Raw genomic sequence first — 19,695 nt, forward strand, 5'->3', positions numbered from 1 at the left:
TCAGCCACTCCGCCGCCAGCCCATAAGCCTCCGGCTCCCGGCTCCCGGCTCCCGGCTCCCGGCTCCCGGCTCCCGGCGGAGCGTTTTATTGTAGCCAGCGCCATGTGGCGTGCCAATGATCGGTGCCGATATTTGCTGGAGATCTCCACCCCGGCTGGTGCTTATCGCAAGGTCGAAGGTGGATTTCCGGACTTCGTCCCACGAGACATAGGGCAATTCATGGGCGGTGATGAATTCCGCGATACCGCCACCGAAAGGCGACGATCCGGTGCAGGTGAATTGCACCGCCACGCGCGGATCACCGTCGAAAACGGTGAGGAGATCGAGCAGCCGGGTCGCCGAGGTGACGTTGTGGATGACGCCCAGCACCGTACGTTCGGCGGCGACGGTGCCCCATCGGGACGGCGGGCCCGGGACGGCAGCCGGGAATGCGTTCAGCCGCCGTTCGTCCCACATATCGCCCGCCCCCATGATCCGTACTCCCGCGCGCTCACCCTACGCAGCGCCAGGAGCTCCGGGAAGCGAGCGACGCCCGCCCGGCAGGGGTGTGGGGGTGTGGGGGGTTGGTCGGACCGGGCCGGGTCAGCCGCCGAAGCCCCAGCTGACCGTGCCGTCCACCGCGGTGAGGATGGCGAGGATGATCAGGTCGGCGGTGCCGAGGGCGATGCCCAGGAGGGCGCGACCGCGTCGGTTGGTGCGGCGGACCAGGGCCAGGGCGCCGAGGATCAGGGCGCAGGGGCCCAGGACGAGGTTGAGCACCAGGGTGCCGAGCAGGCCGAGGACGAACGAGGCCACGGCCATGCCGTCGGCGTGCGGGCGGGCCCGGTCGAGGGGTTCGCTGAGCGTGGTCATCGGGAGGCTCCCTCGGCGTTGTGGTGGCGTTCGCGAACGGCGAAGACGAGCAGCCAGCCGGCGATGACGGCCGCGGCGACCAGGGTGAGAGGGAGGGGGAGGTGTGCCGCGGTGCCCAGCATGATCCCCATCAGGAGGAGGGCTGCGACGAGGAAGAGCATGATCTGCCTTTCCAGTTCGAAGGGACGGACGGGAGGATGGACAGGAGGTCGGTGAACGGTTCCGGACGGTTCGGCGAACGGTCCAGGACGCTGCTCCGAACACTTCAGAGGACAGTTGTTCACTGACACTCCTCAGTCTACGACTGCCCACGAGTGGAAGTGTTCGGAGAACGGTTGTTTACTGGATGACATGAGTCACACCCTTGGAGTCCGACAGGCCCAGAAGCAGAAAACCCGCCAGGCGTTGCTCGACGCGGCGCTCGGCCTCTTGGAGGAGCAGAGCCTGAGCAGCCTGGGACTGCGGGAGGTGACGCGGGTGGTGGGGGTCGCCCCGACCGCGTTCTACCGGCACTTCAGGGATATGGGCGAGCTGGGCGTCGCCCTCGTCGAGGAGGCGCTGGGCAGTCTGCATGCGATGGTGCGCGCGATCCTCGCCGAGCAGGCCGGCGCCGAGGAACGGATAGACCGGACCGTCGAGGTCGTCGAGCGGCATGTGCGCGAACACCCCGCGCACATACGGTTCGTGGCGCGCGAACGGCACGGCGGCGTACGCGCCGTACGGCAGGCCATCGCCGGCGAGCTGGACCGGTTCGCCGAGGAGGTCGCGGCGGCGCTCAAGACCCAGCCGGTGTCGGACGGTTGGCGCGACGACGACGTGTGGATGCTGGCCGAGCTGTATGTGGACCGGCTGGTGACGACGGCCGCCGCGCTGCTCGACGCGGAGGACGGGGAGCCGGGGGAGGCCGAGCGGGTGGTGCGGGTGGCCCGGCGGCAGCTGCGCCTGATCAGCATCGGGCGGCGGCACTGGATGGCGGCCGGCGGCGAATAGGCGCCCCGCGCGAGCGACGCCGGATCACGCACGCGGATCACGCACGCGGATCACGCACGCGGATCACGCGCCGCCGGGGATATTCGTACCCGGTACGTGCCGTCCGCCCGCTCCTCCAGGACGGTGACCGAGGCGCCGCTCGCGCGGTCCGTGTAGATGGCGCCCGGCCGGAATGTGGCATCGGTCAGCTCGGCGTCGACGTACTTGTTCGTGGTGAAGCAGCCCCTGCTGCGCGGGTTGGCGTCCACGACGCGCAGCGGGCCGTGCCCCGAGGGGACGTCGGTGGCGACGCGATAGATCAGCACGCCGGGGCGGCAGACTGCCGGGTCGCGCGGGCCGCGGCTGCGGGCCTCGACGACGAGGGCGGTGCGGGCGGCGGTCGGGATGACGACGATCTTGGTGCCGCCGACCGCGGCGGCCGGGCTGAGGGTGTGTTCGGCGGCCGGGCCGCCCCGCGGTGCGCAGCGCACCTGGTCCGCGGCGAGCCAGCCGAGTTTCCACTTGTGCCAGCCGAGGAAGTCGTTGCTCGGCCCCCAGTCCTCGTCCATCGGGTCCCAGTGACCGACCAGGGCCGGGGTGTCGCGGCCGTTGGCGTAGTAGAGGTCGGGGAGGCCGAAGGAGTGCGCGTTCTCATGGTTGAGGACGCGGAAGGCGCTGTCCCCGACCTGCCGGCTCCAGATGAAGGACGCGTTCCGGAACGGCACCCCGTCGGCGGTCCGCAGCCCCATGTCACCGCCGCTGAAGGTGACCGACAGGACCGTACGGGTCGCGGCCGGGCCCGCGTTGGGCGTGGCCAGGACGTTGATGATGTCGTATCCGCGGAAGTCGACCGAGGCGTCGACGGCGCGCACGAGGTCCCGTGAGAGGGCGTAATAGCCGGTGTCCGAATCCGGGTCGAAGGCGCCGCCGCGGGTGATGCCGTACGCGGAGACCGGCTGCGGCATGTGGATCCACCTCAGGAGGGGCTTGGGGTGGTAGCTGAGCCGGCCGTACGAGCTGGTGCGGAAGAAGTCCGTGGCGGCGGGGAAGAACTCGGCGAAGCGGGCGCGGGGGCTGAGGGTGGCGCGGGCGTCCGGGAAGTCGACGAAGAGGATGAGGGCCTTCACGGTCCCGTACGAGCGGGCGTAGCCGGCGGGGGTGGTCGCGGATTCGGAGACGTCGTCCCGGATGCCGGGGAGGGCGCACGGTCCGCTCGGGGGTGCGCCGACCGCCGGGGGTATGTCCGTGGTGGGAGGCGGCGAGCCCATCGCCATGGTGGCGGCCGCGGCGGCGGCGGTCGCCGCGCTGGCGGCCAGGGCCGCGGATATCTTCTGCCTCTGCCTCATATCGATCACCCTGTGTCGCCGGTTGATCGCCCGCGCGCCGGATTACGTCATCTGGAGGCACGCCCTGTCGCTCAATGTGATCCAGTTCACGCTCACCGGTGAAATATCCGGGGAGTGTCTCCCCGTTTAACCAGACGAACCCGATGGCCGGCCCAACGACGAGAGGAGCGTGCCGCGTGACCGCGACCGACAGCCGTACGTCCCCGCAGCCCCGTCTGCGGGCCGACGCCCTGCGCAATCGGGAACGGATCATCGCGGCCGCCCGCGAGACGATGGTCGAGTTCGGGGCCGAGGTCCCGCTCGATGAAATCGCTCGACGCGCGGGCGTCGGAAATGCGACGCTCTATCGTCACTTCGCGGATCGCCTGGAGTTGATCCACCACGTCACGCTCTCCGTCATGTCCCGCACCGCGGACTGCGCGGAGCGCGCCCTCGCCGAGGAGTCCGATGCTTTCCAAGCGCTGAGGCGCTTCGTCCACGACGCGGTGGAGGAGCGGATCGGTGCGCTGTGCCCGCTGCTCTCGGACGGTGTCGACCCGGCGCATCCCGAACTGCTCGCGGCGCGCGAACGTCTGGAGGCGGCCATCGAGGCCGTCATGGGCGCCGCGCGCGACAGCGGCCAGCTGCGTACCGACATCGCCGTCGGTGACCTGATGGTCGCGATCACCCAGCTCACGCGCCCGCTCCCGAGCAGTGGCTGTGCGGACTTCGACAGGTTCGTGCACCGGCATCTGCAGCTGTTCCTGGACGGTCTGCTGACGCCCGCCCGCTCCGAACTGCCCGGCTCCGCCGCCACGTTGGACGACCTGAGGCGCCGTCCGTGACACCGGCACAGCACGTATCACCGGCAACACCGGTAACACCAGCAACACCCGAACCATCCGCCTCGTAGCACCCGGCCCGTCCCGCTACACACCCCATTCCACGTCCCGCTACACACCCCATTCCACGTCCCGTTGCACACCCCATTCCACGTCCCGTTATCCGCTCACCGCACCACTAGGTGGACCCCTCCATGCCTGAAACAGCCACATCCGTCGATCCCCGGCGCTGGAAAGCGCTGATATTCATCGCCCTCGCGCAGCTGATGGTCGTGCTCGACGCGACGATCGTGAACATCGCGCTGCCGTCCGCCCAGGCGGACCTCGGTATCTCCGACGCCAACAGGCAGTGGGTCATCACCGCCTACGCCCTGGCCTTCGGCGGTCTGCTGCTCTTCGGCGGACGCGTCGCCGACCTGTTCGGCCGTAAGCGGACCTTCATCATCGGGCTCGTCGGTTTCGCGGCGGCCTCCGCGCTCGGCGGGGCCGCCGCGAACCAGGGGATGCTGCTGGGCGCGCGGGCGTTGCAGGGTGTCTTCGGCGCGCTGCTGGCACCGGCCGCGCTGTCGCTGCTCGCGGTGACGTTCACCGAGGCCAAGGAGCGCGCCAAGGCGTTCGGCATCTTCGGTGCGATCGCCGGTGGTGGCGGCGCCGTGGGTCTGATCCTCGGCGGTGTGCTCACCGAGTACATGGACTGGCGCTGGACGTTCTTCGTCAACATCCCGTTCGCCGTGGTCGCCGCGACCGGCGCCGTCCTGGTCATCCGCGAGCCCGCGGACAGCCGTAACCCCTCCCGCCTGGACGTCCCCGGCGTCATCCTGGCCACGCTCGGCCTGGTCTCACTGGTGTACGGGTTCACGCGTGCCGAGTCCGACGGCTGGCTGGCCGGCCCGACCCTCGGACTGTTCGCCGCGGCGGCCGTGCTGCTGCTGGCGTTCGTCCTGGTCGAGTCCAAGGTGAAGGCCCCGCTGCTGCCGCTGCGGGTGGTCTCCGAGCGGAACCGCGCCGGCGTCTACGCGTCGCTCGGTCTGGCGATCATCGGCATGTTCGGCCTCTTCCTGTTCCTGACCTACTACCTGCAGATCGTGAAGGGCTACACCCCGGTCGCGACCGGTCTGGCCTTCCTCCCGATGATCGCGGGCATGATCACCGGCTCGACGCAGATCGGTGCCCGGCTCATGACCCGGGTCCGGCCGCGGCTGCTGATGGCGCCGGGCTTCGTGGTCGCCGCGCTCGGCATGCTGGTGCTGACCCAGATCGACCTGGACACGTCCTACCCGGCGCTGATCCTGCCCGCGTTCCTGCTGCTGGGCCTCGGCATGGGTACGGCGTTCATGCCGGCCATGTCACTGTCCACGCACGGCGTCCAGCCGCGCGACGCGGGTGTCGCCTCCGCGATGGTCAACACCTCGCAGCAGGTCGGCGGCGCGATCGGTACGGCCCTGCTGAACACCATCGCGGCCAGCGCCACCAGCGCGTACGCCGCCTCGCACGCGGCCGGCGCGCCTTCGCGTGATCTGCTCAAGCTCCAGTCGATGGTGCACGGCTACAGCACCGCCATCTGGTGGGCGGTCGGCATCCTGCTCCTGGCGGCCGCGATCGCCTTCACCCTCGTCAACACCGGGCACCAGGGCGGCGGTTCGCCCGTCGCCTCCTCCGGCGACGGCGAGACCGCGGACGCGGCCGCGGGGGACGAGGTTCCGGTTCCGGTCATGGCGCACTGAGCCGCGACGCCGGGAGGGGAGTGGCGGTGCCCGTGCGTGTCGGAGCCTCCGCCCCCTCCCGCAAGATCATCCGAAAGCTCGAAGGCTCGAAGCTCGAAGCTCGAAGGCTCGAAGCCCGAACGCCCGAAGCCCGAAGGCTCGAAGCCCGAACGCCCGAAGCCCGAAGGCTCGAAGCCCGAAGGCTCGAAAGCCCGAAGGCTCGAAGCCAGACAAGCCAGAAAAGGCGTCGCCCTCGTCCGGTTCTCGTCAGCGGAGCCAGGGGAGGTCGGCGCCGTTCGGCTGCAGCCCGTCGGCCATCACCCGGCAGATCTCGGCCAGTTGGCCGACCTGCTCGGGGGAGAGCCGGTCGAAGATCGCGGCGCGGACGGCGGCGACGTGCCCCGGGGCCGCCTTCTCCAGCACGCGCATTCCCTCGTCCGTGAGGAAGGCGTTCTGCCCCCGCTTGTCGGACGGACAGTCCTCGCGGCGCACCCAGCCGTTCTTCTCCAGGCGAGCGACGGCATGCGAGAGCCGGGACCGGGTGATCTTGGCGTTCTGTGCCAGCTCGGTCATCCGCATCCGGCGCCGCGGCGCACGCGACAGCTGGACGAGCAGGCCGTAATAGATGTGCGGCATCCCGGCGTCGCGCTGTAGCTGGCGGTCGAGATGGTCCTCCAGCAGCGTGGTCGCGTGGAGGTAGGACTGCCAGGCGTATTGCTCCTCGTCGCTGAGCCAGCGCGGCTCGGCTGCGGGTTCGTTGCTCATGCCATCCACTCTCTCACCGGTTCGCTGCGCTTGGGCTTAGCCGGTTTGGTGCCCGCCGTTTTCGGCTGTCCCGCCGTTGTGGTTGGTGTGGGCTGTTGCCGCTGCGCGGGGCTTTTCGGCTGCGGTGCCGGAACTCAGGACTCCGTCATGAGTTCCGGCCCCTCCCGTGGGTGGGTGGTGGGAGATGGTGCGCCTTGCCGTACGTCGTCGACTGCGGCTTGTGGGCCGAGAGCCGTGGCCGGTGGTCGGATCCGCCGGTGGTCCCTCAGCGGACCCCTCGGGGGCCCGGGGCCTCGCCCCGGTTTCGGGGTCCGGGGCCTGGCCCCGGTTTCGGGAAGGGGCGGGACCGGGGCAACGGACTCGTGCACGCGCACCCGGCAACGCAGCGACCAGTCCACCGGCCCCGCCCGCCGCAGGCGCCTCGCAGGCGACCCGCACCCGGCAACACACCGCCGCACACCAGCCACCTCATCCGTCCCCACCCCAACGGGAGGGGACGGGCCGCGGGACGGAGTCGTGCGGCCCGTCACCGCACCCGACAGCCCCGCGCAGCGACCCCGCCCGCCGCAGGCGCAACGGCGCGACACCCCCACGCCGGGACAGCCAAAGACGCGGCCCAGGCAAAGCGCAGCGGACCGCAACGGCGACAACCCCCCACGCCGCGACAGGCGACAACGGCGAGCAACCAAGCCGGCTAAGCCCAAGCGCAGCGACCCCGCGACAACGGCCGGAACCAAGACCGCTAAGGCCGAGCGCAGCGGGAACCCTTGAGCAGGACCACCAGAGCCGTGCTGACGCCCGTACCGGCGGCGACCGCGAGCAGGTAGAGCAGCGGCTGGCCGATCAGCGGGACCACGAAGATGCCGCCGTGCGGAGCGCGGAGCGTGCAGCCGAAGGCCATCGACAGCGCGCCGGTGACCGCGCCGCCGGCCATCGCGGACGGGATGACGCGCAGTGGGTCCGCGGCGGCGAACGGGATGGCGCCCTCGGTGATGAAGGAGGCGCCGAGCACCCACGCCGCCTTGCCGTTCTCCCGCTCCGCCTTGGTGAAGAGCCGCCCGCGGACGGTCGTGGCCAGAGCCATGGCCAGCGGCGGGACCATGCCGGCCGCCATCACCGCGGCCATGACCTTCAGACTGCCCTCGTTGGGGTTGGCGAGGCCGCCGACCGCGAAGGCGTACGCGACCTTGTTCAGCGGGCCGCCCAGGTCGAAGCACATCATCAGGCCGAGGATCACGCCGAGGATGATCGCGTTGGCGCCGGAGAGGCCGGACAGCCAGTCGGTCAGGGCCTTTTGGAGCGCGGCGATCGGCTTGCCGATCACCAGGAACATCAGGAAGCCGACGATCGCCGAGGAGATCAGCGGGATCACGACAACGGGCATGATGCCGCGCAGGACCGGCGGGATGCCGACCCGTTGGATCGCCATCACCACCGCGCCCGCCAGGAGGCCGGCGATCAGGCCGCCGAGGAAGCCCGCATTGACGGTGAGCGCGATGGCGCCGCCCACGAAGCCCGGGACGAGGCCGGGCCGGTCGGCCATGCCGTACGCGATGAAGCCGGCCAGGACGGGGACGAGGAAACCGAACGCCACGCCGCCGACCTGGAAGAACAGCGCCGCCCAGCTCGCCGACTCGGTCCAGATGAAGTGCTCGGCGACGGACGGCGCCTTGTCGATCGTGTAGCCGCCGATGGCGAAGGCGAGGGCGATGAGGAGGCCGCCGGCGGCGACGAACGGCACCATGTAACTGACGCCGGTCATCAGCCACTTGCGCAGGCGGGTGGCGAAGCCGTCCGCCGTGTCGGCGTTCTTGTCCATGGGCGCGGCGGCCCGCGCCGGCGCGCCGACCTCGCCGCGTTCGGCCTTCTCCCGTACCTCGGCGATGAGTTCGGCCGGGCGGTTGATGCCCGCCTTCACGCCGACGTCCACGGTGGGCTTCCCGGCGAACCGGTCCTTGTCCCGTACCTCGACGTCATGCGCGAAGATCACGCCGTCCGCGTCCGCGACCAGCCGCGGGTCCAGGCGCTCGAAGCCGGCCGAGCCCTGTGTCTCGACGGTCAGCTCGACGCCGGCTTCCCGGCCGGCCTTCTCCAGCGACTCGGCGGCCATGTAGGTGTGCGCGATGCCGGTGGGACAGGAGGTGACGGCGACTATGCGGAAGGGGGGTGCGGTGGGGGCGGGCTCCGACGTCTCCGCCGCCGGCTCGTCGCCTCGTATGAGAGCCGCGGCCTCCGCCGGATCGGTCGCGGAGCGCAGTGCGCCGGTGAAGGCCTCGTCCATCAGGTGGCGGGCGAGGGTCGAGAGGATCGACAGATGGTCCGCGTCGCCGCCCGTGGGGGCCGCGATCAGGAAGATCAGGTCCGCCGGGCCGTCCGGCGCGCCGAAGTCGACACCGGCGGCGCTGCGTCCGAAGGCCAGCGTCGGTTCCGTGACGTGCTCGCTGCGACAGTGCGGAATGCCGATGCCGCCGTCCAGGCCGGTCGGCATCTGGGCCTCGCGTGCGGCCACATCCGCGAGGTAGCCCTCCAGGTCGGTGACGCGGCCGGACGCGACCATCCGCTCGGCCAGCGACCGGGCGGCGGCGTCCTTCGTTTCGGCGGACAGGTCGAGGTCGACCAGTTCCGCGGTGATCAGCTCACTCATCGCGGGCTCCCTTGCTCGCGTTACCGCCGGACGGGCGGTGGGGACGGGACGGGGGGTGGCTGGGGCGCCTCCCCGCGTCAGCCGGGGGAGGAGTCGGAGAGGGCGGGAAGGGGCTGGTCGGGTAAGCGGAGGGGGGTCGTCCGGCGCCCGCCGCTCAAGGCACCGGCTCCGTCAGCGGGCGGTCGAGCGGCACCTCGCCGGTGATCGCGACCGCCGCCGGCTCCAGATCCGCCGGTGTCGGCATCAGGCTTCCGGGGAGCTGGACGGCGGCCGCGCCATGGGCCACCGCCGCGGCCAGGGCCCGTACGCCGGTGCCGCCCGCCGTGAGGAAGCCGGCGAGCGAGGCATCGCCCGCGCCGACGTTGCTGCGTACGGCGGCGACCCGGGCGCTGCCGAAGTGCGCGCCGTCCGCGTCGACCAGCAGCTGGCCGTCGGCCCCCAGGGAGGCCAGTACGGCGCGGGCGCCCCGGGCGCGCAGTTCCTCGGCGGCCCTGACCGCGTCGCCGATGGTCGAGAGCGGGCGGCCGACGGCCTGCCCGAGTTCCTCGGCGTTCGGCTTGACGACGTCAGGGCGTTCGCGCAGGGCCGCGGTCAGCGAAGGGCCCGACGTGTCCAGGGCGATACGGGCGCCGGCGCGGTGCGCCCGCGCGACGAGTTCGGCGTACCACTCGGGGGCCAGACCGCGCGGCAGGCTGCCGCAGCAGGCGATCCAGTCGGCGCCCGCCGAACGCTCGCCGACCGTCGTCAGCAGCGCCTCCGACTCCTCGGGGGTCAGCTCGGGCCCGGTCGCGTTGATCTTTGTGAGGGTGCCGTCCGGCTCCGCGACGGAGATGTTGGAGCGGGTCTGGCCGGCCACCGGCACGCCCGCCACCTCGATGCCCTCGGCGCCCAGCAGCCCGGCCAGCGCGGCGCCCGCGGGGCCGCCCACCGGCAGCACCGCGAGGGTGCGGTGCCCGGCGGCGGCGACCGCCCGCGAGACATTGACGCCCTTGCCGCCCGGGTCGACCCGGTCTGCAGTGGCCCGGAGCACCGCGCCACGGTCCAGCGCCGGTATCTCGTACGTACGGTCCAGGCTGGGATTGGGCGTGACGGTGAGGATCATGCGCGCACTACTTCCGTGCCCGCGCGCTCGATGGCGAGGGCGTCGTCGGGGCTCAGCCCGGTGTCGGTGATGAGCAGGTCCACGTCCGACAGCTCGCCGAAGCGGGCGAAGTGCTGCTGCCCGAACTTGGCGGAGTCGGCGAGCAGGACGACCCGGCGGGCGGCACGGATCAGGGCCCGTTTGACGGCGGCCTCCGCCAGGTCGGGGGTGGTCAGTCCGCCGTCGAGGGAGAAGCCGTTGGTCGCGAGGAACAGCACATCGGCGTTGATCTCGCGGTAGGCGCGCAGCGCCCAGTCGTCGACCGCGGCCCGCGTACGGTGCCGGATGCGGCCGCCTACGAGGTGGAGGGTGAGCCCGGGGTGGTCGGCAAGCCGGGCGGCCACCGGCAGGCCGTGGGTGACGACGGTCAGCTCGGCCTCCAGCGGGAGCTCGGCGGCGAGCCGGGCGACGGTCGTACCGGCGTCCAGGATCACGCTGCCGGAGCCGGTGGAGACAGAGCCGGCGGCGCCGTCCTGGCCGCCGGGGAGTTCGGCGAGCGCGGCCCGCGCGATGCGCTGCTTCTCGTCGGCGGCGACGACGTCCCGCTCGGCGAGGTCGGGCTCGAAGTCCAGCCGGCCGGCCGGGATCGCGCCGCCGTGCACCCTGCGCACCAGACCGGCGCGGTCCAGGGCCTTCAGGTCACGCCGTACGGTCTCGGCGGTGACCTGGAACTCCTCCGCCAGGGAGAGCACATCCACCCGCCCGCCCTCACGGGCGAGGCGCAGGATCTCCTGCTGGCGCTCCGGTGCATACATCAGCGTCTGTGTCCGTTCCCATGCCCGAACCTGTGGTTTCGGCGCGATGCTACGCCGGGATTTCTGTGAAGTAAACAGATTCGGGCGGCAGGCAGACTCAAACGGACACGGGTGGAGCGCGCACACATGGACACAGCGAAGCCCCGACGCCAGCGGATGACGTCGGGGCTCGGTCAGCTCTAGGAGTTCGGCCGGTCCGGGAGGCAGCTCGGCCTGTTGGGCATGCTCGGTCTATTGGGCATGTGGGCATGTAGGAGCCGCGTCAGCTTTACGCACCAGGCGATCCCCCGCCACGCGCGCTACGCGGCCGATTCGAACCCCGTGTCATGCGCCATCCGCTTCAGTTCGAGCAGCGCGTGCTTCTCGATCTGGCGGATCCGCTCGCGGGTCAGACCGTGCTGCTTGCCGACCTCGGTCAGCGTGCGCTCGCGGCCGTCCTCGATGCCGTACCGCGCCTTGATGATCGAGGCGGTGCGGTGGTCGAGGCGGTCGATCAGATCCTCCAGCTCCTCGCTGCGCAGCAGCGAGAGCACGGACTGCTCGGGCGAGGCAGCCGAGGTGTCCTCCAGCAGATCGCCGAACTGGGTGTCGCCGTCGTCGTCCACCGACATGTTCAGACTGACCGGGTCGCGCGCCCAGTCCAGGACGTCGGTGACCCGCGCGGGCGTCGAGCCCAGCTCGCCGGCGACTTCCGCCGGCTCCGGGTCGCGGCCGTTCTCGCGGTTGAACTCGCGCTGCACCCGGCGGATACGGCCCAGCTCCTCCACGAGGTGCACGGGCAGCCGGATCGTGCGCGACTGGTCGGCGATGGAGCGGGTGATGGCCTGCCGGATCCACCACGTCGCATACGTGGAGAACTTGAAGCCCTTGGCGTAGTCGAACTTCTCCACGGCACGCACCAGACCGGCGTTGCCCTCCTGGATCAGATCCAGCAGGGGCAGCCCGGCGCGCGGGTAGCGGCGGGCGACCGCGACGACCAGCCGCAGGTTGGAACGGATGAAGATGTCCTTCGCCTTGGCGCTCTGGGCGGCCAGCGCCTCGAGCTCCTCGCGGCTGGCACCTGCGGCATTGCCGTCGGTGACCTCGCCGTCCAGGATCTGCTGGGCATACACGCCCGCTTCGATGGTCTGGGACAGCTCGACCTCCCTGGCAGCGTCGAGCAGGGGTGTGCGCGCGATCTCGTCGAGGTACATGCCGACCAGGTCGCGGTCGGCGATCTCCCCGCCTACGGCGCGAACACTGCTGGCCCCGTCAGAACCGCTGCTGCTGGCCTGACGACGGGCGACGGCACGGGTTGCCATGCGTGTGCTCCCTTTGCGATGAGTCGGTCGCGGGACGGTGGAGCGGGCTGATGCGGTCTACCGGGATCCCGATGATTGACCGAGCGGCCCGTCCGATGGAAACAACGGCTGGAATCCGGACAGAATTCCCATGCCGCGTCCCTATTTTTGTGATCATGCAGTACCCTGCTCCCTCACGGAGGGGTGCCGCATGCCGCCTGAGCGGGGAGAAGTGCTGGTCAGAGCGGGCGTCGAAGCGGATCTCCCGGCCCTCGCGGAGCTCTACAATCACTACGTCCGTGAGACGTCCATCACGTTCGACACGGAGCCCTTCACCCCCGAGCAGCGCCGCCCGTGGTTGCTCTCCCACCCAGAAGACGGCCCACACCGCCTTCTGGTTGCGCGGGACGCCCCGGCGAGGGCGGACGCGGCCGATGACGCACTCTTGCTCGGCTACGCGACCAGCAGCCCGTTCCGCCCGAAGGGCGCCTACGCCACCTCCGTCGAGGTCACCGTCTACTGCGCCCCGCACGCCGGCGGCCGCGGCATCGGCACGCTGCTCTACGAGGCCCTCTTCGCGGCGCTGGCCAAGGAAGAAGTCCATCGCGCATACGCGGGGATCGCCCAGCCGAACGAGGCCTCGGCCCGTCTGCACGCCCGGTTCGGCTTCCGGCACATCGGGACGTTCACCGAGGTGGGCCGCAAGTTCGGCCGCTACTGGGACGTCGCCTGGTACCAGAAGGACCTGGACCGCAAGGACCTGGACCGCGACTGATCGCCGCCGCGGCGCGGCACCCCGGGGCTTCCCCCCTCCTCCCCTGCCGTTCCCCGACTCCGTTGCCCACTGATCCAGTTGACGAGGGCAGCGGCCGGGTGTCGCCTGTACAGAAGGGGAAAGCGAGAGGAGCCCGTCATGGCCGACCACGCTCAGGAACCCGACACGGGAGCCGCCCGTTCACACGGCGCCATCGAGCCGGAACACGGTGCGACGAGTGGCGAACTACCGGTGCGATCCCGGCCCGAGGCCGGACGTCGCATCCCGGCCAAGGTGGCGGCGCCGGTCATCGCGGCGCTCGGCTTCGGCTGCTACACGATCTGGCTCGACCACACCAGCGGAGCCAAGGGCGCGCAGGCCGCACTGCTCGGGCTGATCGCGGCGGTGCTCTCCGGGGCGCTGGGGCTGCTGCTGGTGCACTATCAGTCCACCATGATCACGGAGGTGAGGGCGCTGTCGTACGGCGCGCTCTTCGGCACCTCGATGGGCTGGCTCTACAGCCTCAGTGGACCGTCCGTCCTCAAGTCGGCGACCTGGGGCTTCGTCATGGCCGGCGTGATGTTCGCGGTCTCCCTGTACATCTTCCGCGCCAGGCGGGTCGAGGAACCGCACGGCCTGCACCGGCCCCGCACGGCCCACCGTCTGCGCGGAGCGCACCACCCGCACGGGGCGCACTGACCTGGCCGCCCCGCACGGGTTTGCCGAGCCGACCACACGGGCTTGACCTCAAGTGCAATTGAGGTCCTAGCGTGATCGATATGGCTTCCGCATCCACCTCCACCACATCCGCCTCCGCTTCGGCGTCGAAGGTCTTCACGCCGACGGAACGCGCCTATCTCGCCGGCCAGCCGCTGGCCCGGCTGGCGACCACCGGGCCGGACGGCGGGCCGCAGGTGCGCCCGGTCGGCTTCGTACTGAACGACGACGACACGATCGACATCGGCGGGCCCGCGCTGAGCCGCAGTCAGAAGTACCGCAACGCCCAGGCCCGCCCCCAAGTCGCCCTGGTCATCGACGACATGGCGCCGGCCGACGATCCGATCGCGGCCGGCTGGGGCCGTGGCGTGGAGATCCGCGGCCACGCCGAAGTCCTCACCCTCGACGCGCCTCCCATGGCGCCCGAGTTCTTCAGCAACGACGTGATCCGCGTCCACCCGCGCCGCGTCATCAGCTGGCACCTCGAACCGGACGCCGGCCGCGCCCAGGCCCGTGACGTCGACTGAGCGCCGCCCCACCGCTCACCCGACCTCCGGCGGTGAGTCGTCGCCCTTCCGCCGGACGGTGCGCAGCGGTCTGCCCGGCCGCCAGCTCTCCAGCACGATGTACGGATCCTCCAGGGACGTCCGCACCAGCTCCGTCAGCTCCGTCCGGAAGAGGTGGAACGGCTCCGGCGGCTTCACCTCCGCCGCATAGCGCGCGACCACCTCGGGGTCGGTCACTTCGAAGGCCAGCCCGGACACCCGGACGTCGCCGTCCGCCATGTCGGCGCCGGGCCCTGGGTTGGCGTGCAGCGCGAAGCGCGGGTCGCGCCGCAGGTCCAGCGCCTTGTACGAGCCCGGCATCATGCCCAGCCACAGCTCGCCGTAACGGAAGTCCGCCTCCAGGCCGGACAGCCGTGGCGCACCGTCCTTGCGGAGGGTGGCCAGGACATGGTGTTGGTACGCCCCGAAACGCTCCCGCACCCGCCCGGCGAACTCCGGCACCGCCGCCTCGACCGCGGACCAGCACATCCCCGCACTCACATCGCCGTTCCCCCTACCTTCGCCATTTGCCTTCCCCCTGCCATCGCTCGTTCCGCTGTCCTCGTGCCTTCCGCTGTCCTGGTGCTTTCCGCTGTCCTGTCCGCCCGCGCTTCCGCCGGTGTTCTCACGCGTCATACGCTCACCCTCCCCTCAATACCCGACACCCACTGTCCGGTTTTCTGCCGGGTTTCCGCCGGCCGGCCACCCGCCACCGGTCACAGGCCACGGGCCACGGGCTTCAGCGGGACGGCCCGAGATCCGCCGCGTTCCACCGCTCGGGGCGCATCCGTACGGCGATCAGTTCCTCGCCGCGCGCGAGCGCGTCGTCGGCGTACTGAGCCACCTTCGCCGCGGGCAGATAGCGGCTCGCCACCTCCCTGACCAGCTCAGGAGTCACCTCGACGAACGCGGCCGGGCCCTCGACGGCGGCATAGCGGTAGGTCGGCGACGTGCTCTGCACCGTCAGGGTGAAGCGGCCCGTCCGCTCGATCAACCGGGCCTTGCGCGACGTACGGCCCGTGAAGAGCACCACGTCACCACCCGGCCGGTAGGCGTACCAGACCGGCGCGGTCACCGGCCCCCGCTCGCTGCCCGCCGCGACGGACAGCACCGCGACCAGCGGCTCCGCGAGAAACCGCTCACGCTCTTCCACGGACAGCACCATCGATCGAACACTCCTCGTGCGGCAGTGAGGTCATTCCCCACGCTCACACAAGGCGCCCCGTACCGCCCGCGAGGATCCGCACGAAAACCCTCCCGGGCCCGCCGGCCCCCTCCCGAAAGATCGGTATTCGGGTCCCCCAACCGGCCGCGGCCCCAGCCACCTCCGGCACCCCCTCCAGCACCCCCTCCCTCACCTTTCCGGCCGACTCCGAACCCCCGGCCCGGACCCACCACCCCGGCCACCCGGCCGGCGCTCCCCACCGCCCCACGTTCATCGCCCCCGTCCGCCAACTCCCCCGTAACGACCCACCACTTCAGCGTGCCACCCACCACTGACAATGCCGCCCGCACCGCTCCCACCTGCGGCCTTACGACCACCGGCGTAGGGCCGCAGCCCGTTACGCCGCGCCGCCCGCCGTCCTAGCCTTCGGCCATGGATACGACGAGCGGCACACTCGACGAGGCCCTGGAGCGCCTGCACACCACCGGCCCCGAGTTCCACGGTTACCTGAGCAATCACGGCCCGATGGCCGTCGAGGCGCTGGTCCGGCACGGCCAGGACCGCACCGTCCACAACTGGGTCGACCGGTACGTCGGCAAGCTGGAGGGCGTACCGAGCGCGCAGTCCCCCGTCACCGACGCCAACTGGCAGCAGGCGCTGGGCGATCCCCGCCGCGTCACCGACTGGACCACGTATATGACGCGCCAGGTCGCGGAACGCCCCTGGCGCGAGGTGCTCGCCGAGTGGTGGCCGCGGCTGCTGCCCGGCATCGCGGGCGCCGCGACCCACCCCGTCATCCGCGTCGGCCACGCCGTACGCACACTCCTGGAGCAGGGCGAAGAGGAGCCGCGCAGCGCCGAGTTGGCGCACGCGCTCGGCTACTGGGCGGCCCGCCACACCACCCTGCCGGTGACCGTCCGGCCCACCGGAACCGCCTCTCCCGCCGATGCGCTGGCCGCCCTGCCGCGCGTCGCCGACCAGCGCGTGGCCCCTTTGGACGGACTGGCCCAGCTCCCCAAAACGGAGGGCTGGCTGGCGGCCGCCGAGGCCGTGAACGCCCCGCAGACCCCGGACGCCGCCCGCGATGAGCTGGCCGCGCTCGTACGGGCCGCCACCCACCGCTATCTCGACTATGGCCACGGCTCCGAGGTGCTGCTCGTACACGCCGCCACCGCCCCGAACGCGGTACTGCGCACCCTGCCGGCCCTCCCGGCCGAGCTCTGGGCGCCCTCGCTCGACGCGGCGTGGGCGGCGAGCGCCGCGCTCACCTCCGTCTACTCGGCGGACGAGCCGCTGCCGCCGTTGCAGACCGGGAGGGTGACCCCGGAAGAGGTCTTCGAGCGGGCCACCGCACACGGTGACGAGCATGCGATCAAGTTCACCGACACGGCACTGGACGTGGCCTCCTGGGCCCCGGCCGGCGACGAGCGCGCCTTGGCGGCGGCGCTTCGCTCCCAGGAGCTGATCCGCTGCGCTCGGCTTTAGCCGGCTTGGTTGCTCGCCGTTGTCGCCTGTCGCGGCGTGGGGGTGTCGCGCCGTTGCGCGGTCCGCTGCGCTTTGCCTGGGTCGCGTCTTTGGCTGTCCCGCTGTGGGGGTTTGTCGCCGTTGCGCCTGCGGCGGGCGGGGTCGCTGCGCGGGGCTGTTGGGTGCGGTGACGGGCCGCACGACTCCGTCCCGCGGCCCGTCCCCTCCCGTTGGGGTGGGGACGGATGAGGTGGCTGGTGCGTGGGGGTGCGTTGCCGGGTGCGGGTCGCCTGCGAGGCGCCTGCGGCGGGCGGGGCCGGTGGACTGGTCGCTGCGTTGCCGGGTGCGCGTGCACGAGTCCGTTGCCCCGGTCCCGCCCCTTCCCGAAACCGGGGCCAGGCCCCGGACCCCGAAACCGGGGCGAGGCCCCGGGCCCCCGAGGGGTCCGCTGAGGGACCACCGGCGGATCCGACCACCGGCCACGGCTCTCGGCCCACAGGCCGCAGCCGACGGCGTACGGCAAGGCGCACCATCTCCCACCACCCACCCACGGGAGGGGCCGGAACTCATGACGGAGTCCTGAGTTCCGGCACCGCAGCCGAAAAGCCCCGCGCAGCGGCAACAGCACACACCAACCACAACGGCGGGACAGCCGAAAACGGCGGGAACCAAGACGGCCCAGGCCAAGCGCAGCGAACCCGCAACGGCGGCAAACCCCCACGGCGGGACAGCCGAAAACGGCGGGCACCAAACCGGCTCAGGCCAAGTGCAACGAAGGAGTGAACTCCGGCTGCCCGCGCATGGGGAACCCTGCCGCGCGCCAGGCTCTTTGCGCGGCGCACCGCGCCACGCGTATCCGAGGATTCGATATGCGTCACCGAGGGAGGGATTGGATTCATGCTCTCGCGTCAACGCACCACGGCAGCGGCGGGCACCGCGCTCGCCGGGCTGCTGCTCGCAGCCGCGCCCGCCGTCGCCCACTCCGCGGCACCAACGGCCGCTCCGTCCAGTGCCGTCGTCCAGTCGATGAGGGGCTACTGCGGCTACTACGACTTCAGCAAGACGACCCGGCGCGGTGATGTCGGCAACCGGGTCAAGGAGGTTCAGTGCATCATCAACGGGTGGGCCGGAGGCGAGGTGCTTGATGTCGACGGGGAATTCGGCCCGCGCACCGCGTCATGGGTGGTGGACTTCCAGGAGATGAACGGCCTCCGAGGGGACGGCGTCGTCGGTCCGGAGACCTGGGCCGCCCTGCGCTCCCTCTGATCCCGGTCGCGCGCACCCCATCGCTGAACGACACCGCTGAACGACGTCGCCCTCCCCGGCTCCGAAAGGGCCGAGGAGGGCGATGTCATGTCGGTAGCGGGGACCTGCCCCGCCGTGTTCGTCGGCGGCCGGGCGTCAGGCCGCGCTGCCGTTCTGCCACTCCGCCCAGGACAGGTTCCAGCCGTTGAGGCCGTTGTCCGGCTTGATGGTCTCGTCCTTCGAGTTCTTCACGACGACGACATCGCCGATCAGCGAGTTCTGGAAGAACCACTTGCCGGGGGTGTCGCCACCGCCGCCCTTGGCGTCCTTCAGGCCGACGCAGCCGTGGCTGGTGCCGGCGCGGCCGAAGATCGACGGGTCGCCCCAGTAGTTGCCGTGGATGAAGGTGCCGGAGGAGGAGAGGCGCATGGCGTGCGGGACGTCCTTGATGTCGTACTCGCCCTTGCCGTCTTCCTTGGTGAAGCCGACGGTCGAGCCGTCCATCCGGGTCTGCTCGAACTTCTCCGAGATCACCATCTGGCCGTTGTAGGTGGGGTTCTCGGGGCTGCCGCCGGAGATCGGGATGGTCTTGAAGGTCTTGCCGTCCCTCTTGACCGTCATGGTCTGGGTGTCCATGTCGACCGTGGAGACCTGCGAGCGGCCGATCGTGAAGGACACCGTCTTGGACTGCACACCGGTGATGCCCTCGCCGCCCTTCACCCCCTCCAGGTCGATGTTCATGGTGACCTTGGAGCCGGCCTTCCAGTAGTCCTCCGGCCGGAAGTCCAGACGCTGGGTGCCGAACCAGTGGCCGACCACCTGCTGACCACTGCTGGACGTCACCTTGATGTGGGACTGGACGTCCTTCTTGTTGGTGATCGCCTTGTCGAAGGTGAAGGACACCGGCATGCCGACGCCGACGGTCTTGCCGTTGTCGGGGGTGTAGCTGCCGATGAAGCTGTTGGCCGACGAGACGGTGGTGAAGGTCGCGTTCTCGGTGGCCGAACGGCCCTTGGCGTCCTTGGCATTCGCGACGATCTTGTACTTGGTGCCGCGCTCCAGCTGGACGCCCGGCTTCCAGGAGGAGCCGTCCGCCGATATGGCGCCCGCCACGACCGCGCCGGTGTCGGCCACGGTGAGCTTCACGTCGGTCAACTTGCCGCCGGTGACCTTCACCCCGGTGTCGTTGATGCTGGCGTTGGTGGCGCCGTCCTTCGCCGAGACCTTGATCTTCGCCTTGGACGCGTCCTTGGCGGCCGCGGCATCCGCTCCGGCCTGGCCGTTCTTGTCGTCGCCGCCATGGCCGCCGGCCTCGGCGTCGCCGCCGCAGGCGGACAGGGCCAGCGCACCCGCGGCGAGCAGCGCGGTCGCGGCCAGTGTGCGGCGCATCCGGCGGGCGCGGCGCGGGCTGCCCGGCTCCTGCTGCCCGGGAAGCTGGAGCAGCTGGTGAGGGGTGCGGGACGGGGTGGGCGCGGGCTTGTCCGGCGATGTCACGAGCTGCTCCATACAGGGGTGTTGTGATTCCGTGC

20 protein-coding genes are annotated in these 19,695 nt (G+C 71.2%); 8 read left to right on the forward strand and 12 right to left on the reverse strand.

The genetic code is table 11. The features are described from left to right. The 3 genes from FCH28_RS20260 to FCH28_RS38190 form a co-directional block, all read right to left on the reverse strand. Positions 1-471 (reverse strand): hypothetical protein, encoded by a 471-nt coding sequence (locus FCH28_RS20260; protein WP_136741458.1) that lies wholly within the window; start codon positions 469-471, stop codon positions 1-3. A gap of 111 nt (positions 472-582) precedes the next feature. After that, positions 583-852, reverse strand: a complete 270-nt coding sequence (locus tag FCH28_RS20265) for a DUF4190 domain-containing protein (RefSeq protein ID WP_136741459.1) — start codon at positions 850-852, stop codon at positions 583-585. Continuing rightward, positions 849-1,013, reverse strand: a complete 165-nt coding sequence (locus FCH28_RS38190) for a hypothetical protein (RefSeq protein WP_169314209.1) — start codon at positions 1,011-1,013, stop codon at positions 849-851. The genes FCH28_RS20265 and FCH28_RS38190 overlap by 4 nt, the downstream gene beginning before the upstream one ends. A 190-nt stretch (positions 1,014-1,203) precedes the next feature. Between FCH28_RS38190 and FCH28_RS20270 the strand changes: the two genes are divergently transcribed. Beyond that, entirely contained in the window at positions 1,204-1,842 is a 639-nt protein-coding gene (locus FCH28_RS20270; protein ID WP_136741460.1) for a TetR family transcriptional regulator, read from the forward strand. 50 nt (positions 1,843-1,892) lie between these two features. Here the strand turns inward: FCH28_RS20270 and FCH28_RS20275 are convergent, their stop codons facing one another. Further along, complete coding sequence (locus tag FCH28_RS20275; protein WP_136741461.1) at positions 1,893-3,167, reverse strand: M6 family metalloprotease domain-containing protein; 1,275 nt, start codon at positions 3,165-3,167, stop codon at positions 1,893-1,895. 143 nt (positions 3,168-3,310) lie between these two features. On the opposite strand from FCH28_RS20275, the gene FCH28_RS20280 reads away from it, so the two are divergent. Both FCH28_RS20280 and FCH28_RS20285 read left to right on the forward strand, forming a co-directional pair. Further along, positions 3,311-3,991 carry a TetR/AcrR family transcriptional regulator gene (locus tag FCH28_RS20280; protein ID WP_136741462.1) on the forward strand — a complete coding sequence of 227 codons (681 nt, stop codon included), beginning with the start codon at positions 3,311-3,313 and terminating at the stop codon, positions 3,989-3,991. Between the two features lie 191 nt (positions 3,992-4,182). Continuing rightward, complete coding sequence (locus tag FCH28_RS20285; RefSeq protein ID WP_136741463.1) at positions 4,183-5,712, forward strand: MFS transporter; 1,530 nt, start codon at positions 4,183-4,185, stop codon at positions 5,710-5,712. A 246-nt stretch (positions 5,713-5,958) separates the two neighbouring features. Here FCH28_RS20285 and FCH28_RS20290 read toward each other — a convergent pair whose 3' ends face one another. The 5 genes from FCH28_RS20290 to FCH28_RS20310 form a co-directional block, all read right to left on the reverse strand. After that, positions 5,959-6,456, reverse strand: a complete 498-nt coding sequence (locus tag FCH28_RS20290) for a MarR family winged helix-turn-helix transcriptional regulator (RefSeq protein ID WP_136741464.1) — start codon at positions 6,454-6,456, stop codon at positions 5,959-5,961. A gap of 742 nt (positions 6,457-7,198) precedes the next feature. After that, positions 7,199-9,100: a PTS fructose transporter subunit IIABC gene (locus FCH28_RS20295; RefSeq protein ID WP_136741465.1), complete on the reverse strand. Its 1,902-nt coding sequence runs from the start codon at positions 9,098-9,100 to the stop codon at positions 7,199-7,201. A gap of 154 nt (positions 9,101-9,254) precedes the next feature. Continuing rightward, positions 9,255-10,202, reverse strand: coding sequence for a 1-phosphofructokinase (gene pfkB, locus FCH28_RS20300; RefSeq protein ID WP_136741466.1), 948 nt, complete (start codon positions 10,200-10,202; stop codon positions 9,255-9,257). Then, positions 10,199-10,996, reverse strand: coding sequence for a DeoR/GlpR family DNA-binding transcription regulator (locus FCH28_RS20305; protein ID WP_136741467.1), 798 nt, complete (start codon positions 10,994-10,996; stop codon positions 10,199-10,201). Before FCH28_RS20305 ends, pfkB begins: the two co-directional genes overlap by 4 nt. Before the next feature lie 299 nt (positions 10,997-11,295). Continuing rightward, a complete protein-coding gene (locus tag FCH28_RS20310; RefSeq protein ID WP_136741468.1) occupies positions 11,296-12,297 on the reverse strand; it encodes a sigma-70 family RNA polymerase sigma factor in 1,002 nt (333 codons plus the stop codon). Positions 12,298-12,487: 190 nt separating this feature from the next. Here FCH28_RS20310 and FCH28_RS20315 point away from each other — a divergent pair, with 190 nt between their 5' ends. From FCH28_RS20315 to FCH28_RS20325, 3 genes are all read left to right on the forward strand, one after another. Next, entirely contained in the window at positions 12,488-13,051 is a 564-nt protein-coding gene (locus FCH28_RS20315) for a GNAT family N-acetyltransferase (protein ID WP_136741469.1), read from the forward strand. Positions 13,052-13,189: 138 nt separating this feature from the next. Continuing rightward, the gene (locus tag FCH28_RS20320; protein WP_136741470.1) at positions 13,190-13,729 is read left to right on the forward strand and encodes a hypothetical protein; all 540 of its coding nucleotides are present in this window, start codon (positions 13,190-13,192) and stop codon (positions 13,727-13,729) included. Positions 13,730-13,809: 80 nt separating this feature from the next. Continuing rightward, complete coding sequence (locus tag FCH28_RS20325; RefSeq protein ID WP_136741471.1) at positions 13,810-14,274, forward strand: PPOX class F420-dependent oxidoreductase; 465 nt, start codon at positions 13,810-13,812, stop codon at positions 14,272-14,274. A 15-nt stretch (positions 14,275-14,289) separates the two neighbouring features. Here the strand turns inward: FCH28_RS20325 and FCH28_RS20330 are convergent, their stop codons facing one another. Beyond that, positions 14,290-14,781, reverse strand: coding sequence for a pyridoxamine 5'-phosphate oxidase family protein (locus tag FCH28_RS20330; RefSeq protein ID WP_136741521.1), 492 nt, complete (start codon positions 14,779-14,781; stop codon positions 14,290-14,292). Positions 14,782-15,031: 250 nt separating this feature from the next. Beyond that, on the reverse strand, positions 15,032-15,457 hold the full coding sequence (locus FCH28_RS20335) for a pyridoxamine 5'-phosphate oxidase family protein (RefSeq protein ID WP_136741472.1): 426 nt from the start codon (positions 15,455-15,457) through the stop codon (positions 15,032-15,034). Positions 15,458-15,889: 432 nt separating this feature from the next. On the opposite strand from FCH28_RS20335, the gene FCH28_RS20340 reads away from it, so the two are divergent. Together FCH28_RS20340 and FCH28_RS20345 are read left to right on the forward strand one after the other, a co-directional pair. Then, positions 15,890-16,942, forward strand: a complete 1,053-nt coding sequence (locus FCH28_RS20340; RefSeq protein WP_136741473.1) for a questin oxidase family protein — start codon at positions 15,890-15,892, stop codon at positions 16,940-16,942. 876 nt (positions 16,943-17,818) lie between these two features. Then, positions 17,819-18,187, forward strand: a complete 369-nt coding sequence (locus FCH28_RS20345; protein WP_136741474.1) for a peptidoglycan-binding domain-containing protein — start codon at positions 17,819-17,821, stop codon at positions 18,185-18,187. A 135-nt stretch (positions 18,188-18,322) separates the two neighbouring features. Here FCH28_RS20345 and FCH28_RS20350 read toward each other — a convergent pair whose 3' ends face one another. After that, positions 18,323-19,672, reverse strand: coding sequence for a L,D-transpeptidase (locus tag FCH28_RS20350; protein WP_136741475.1), 1,350 nt, complete (start codon positions 19,670-19,672; stop codon positions 18,323-18,325). Between the last annotated feature and the right edge of the window lie 23 nt (positions 19,673-19,695).

The organism is Streptomyces piniterrae (assembly GCF_005048155.1).
Classification (GTDB): domain Bacteria; phylum Actinomycetota; class Actinomycetes; order Streptomycetales; family Streptomycetaceae; genus Streptomyces; species Streptomyces piniterrae.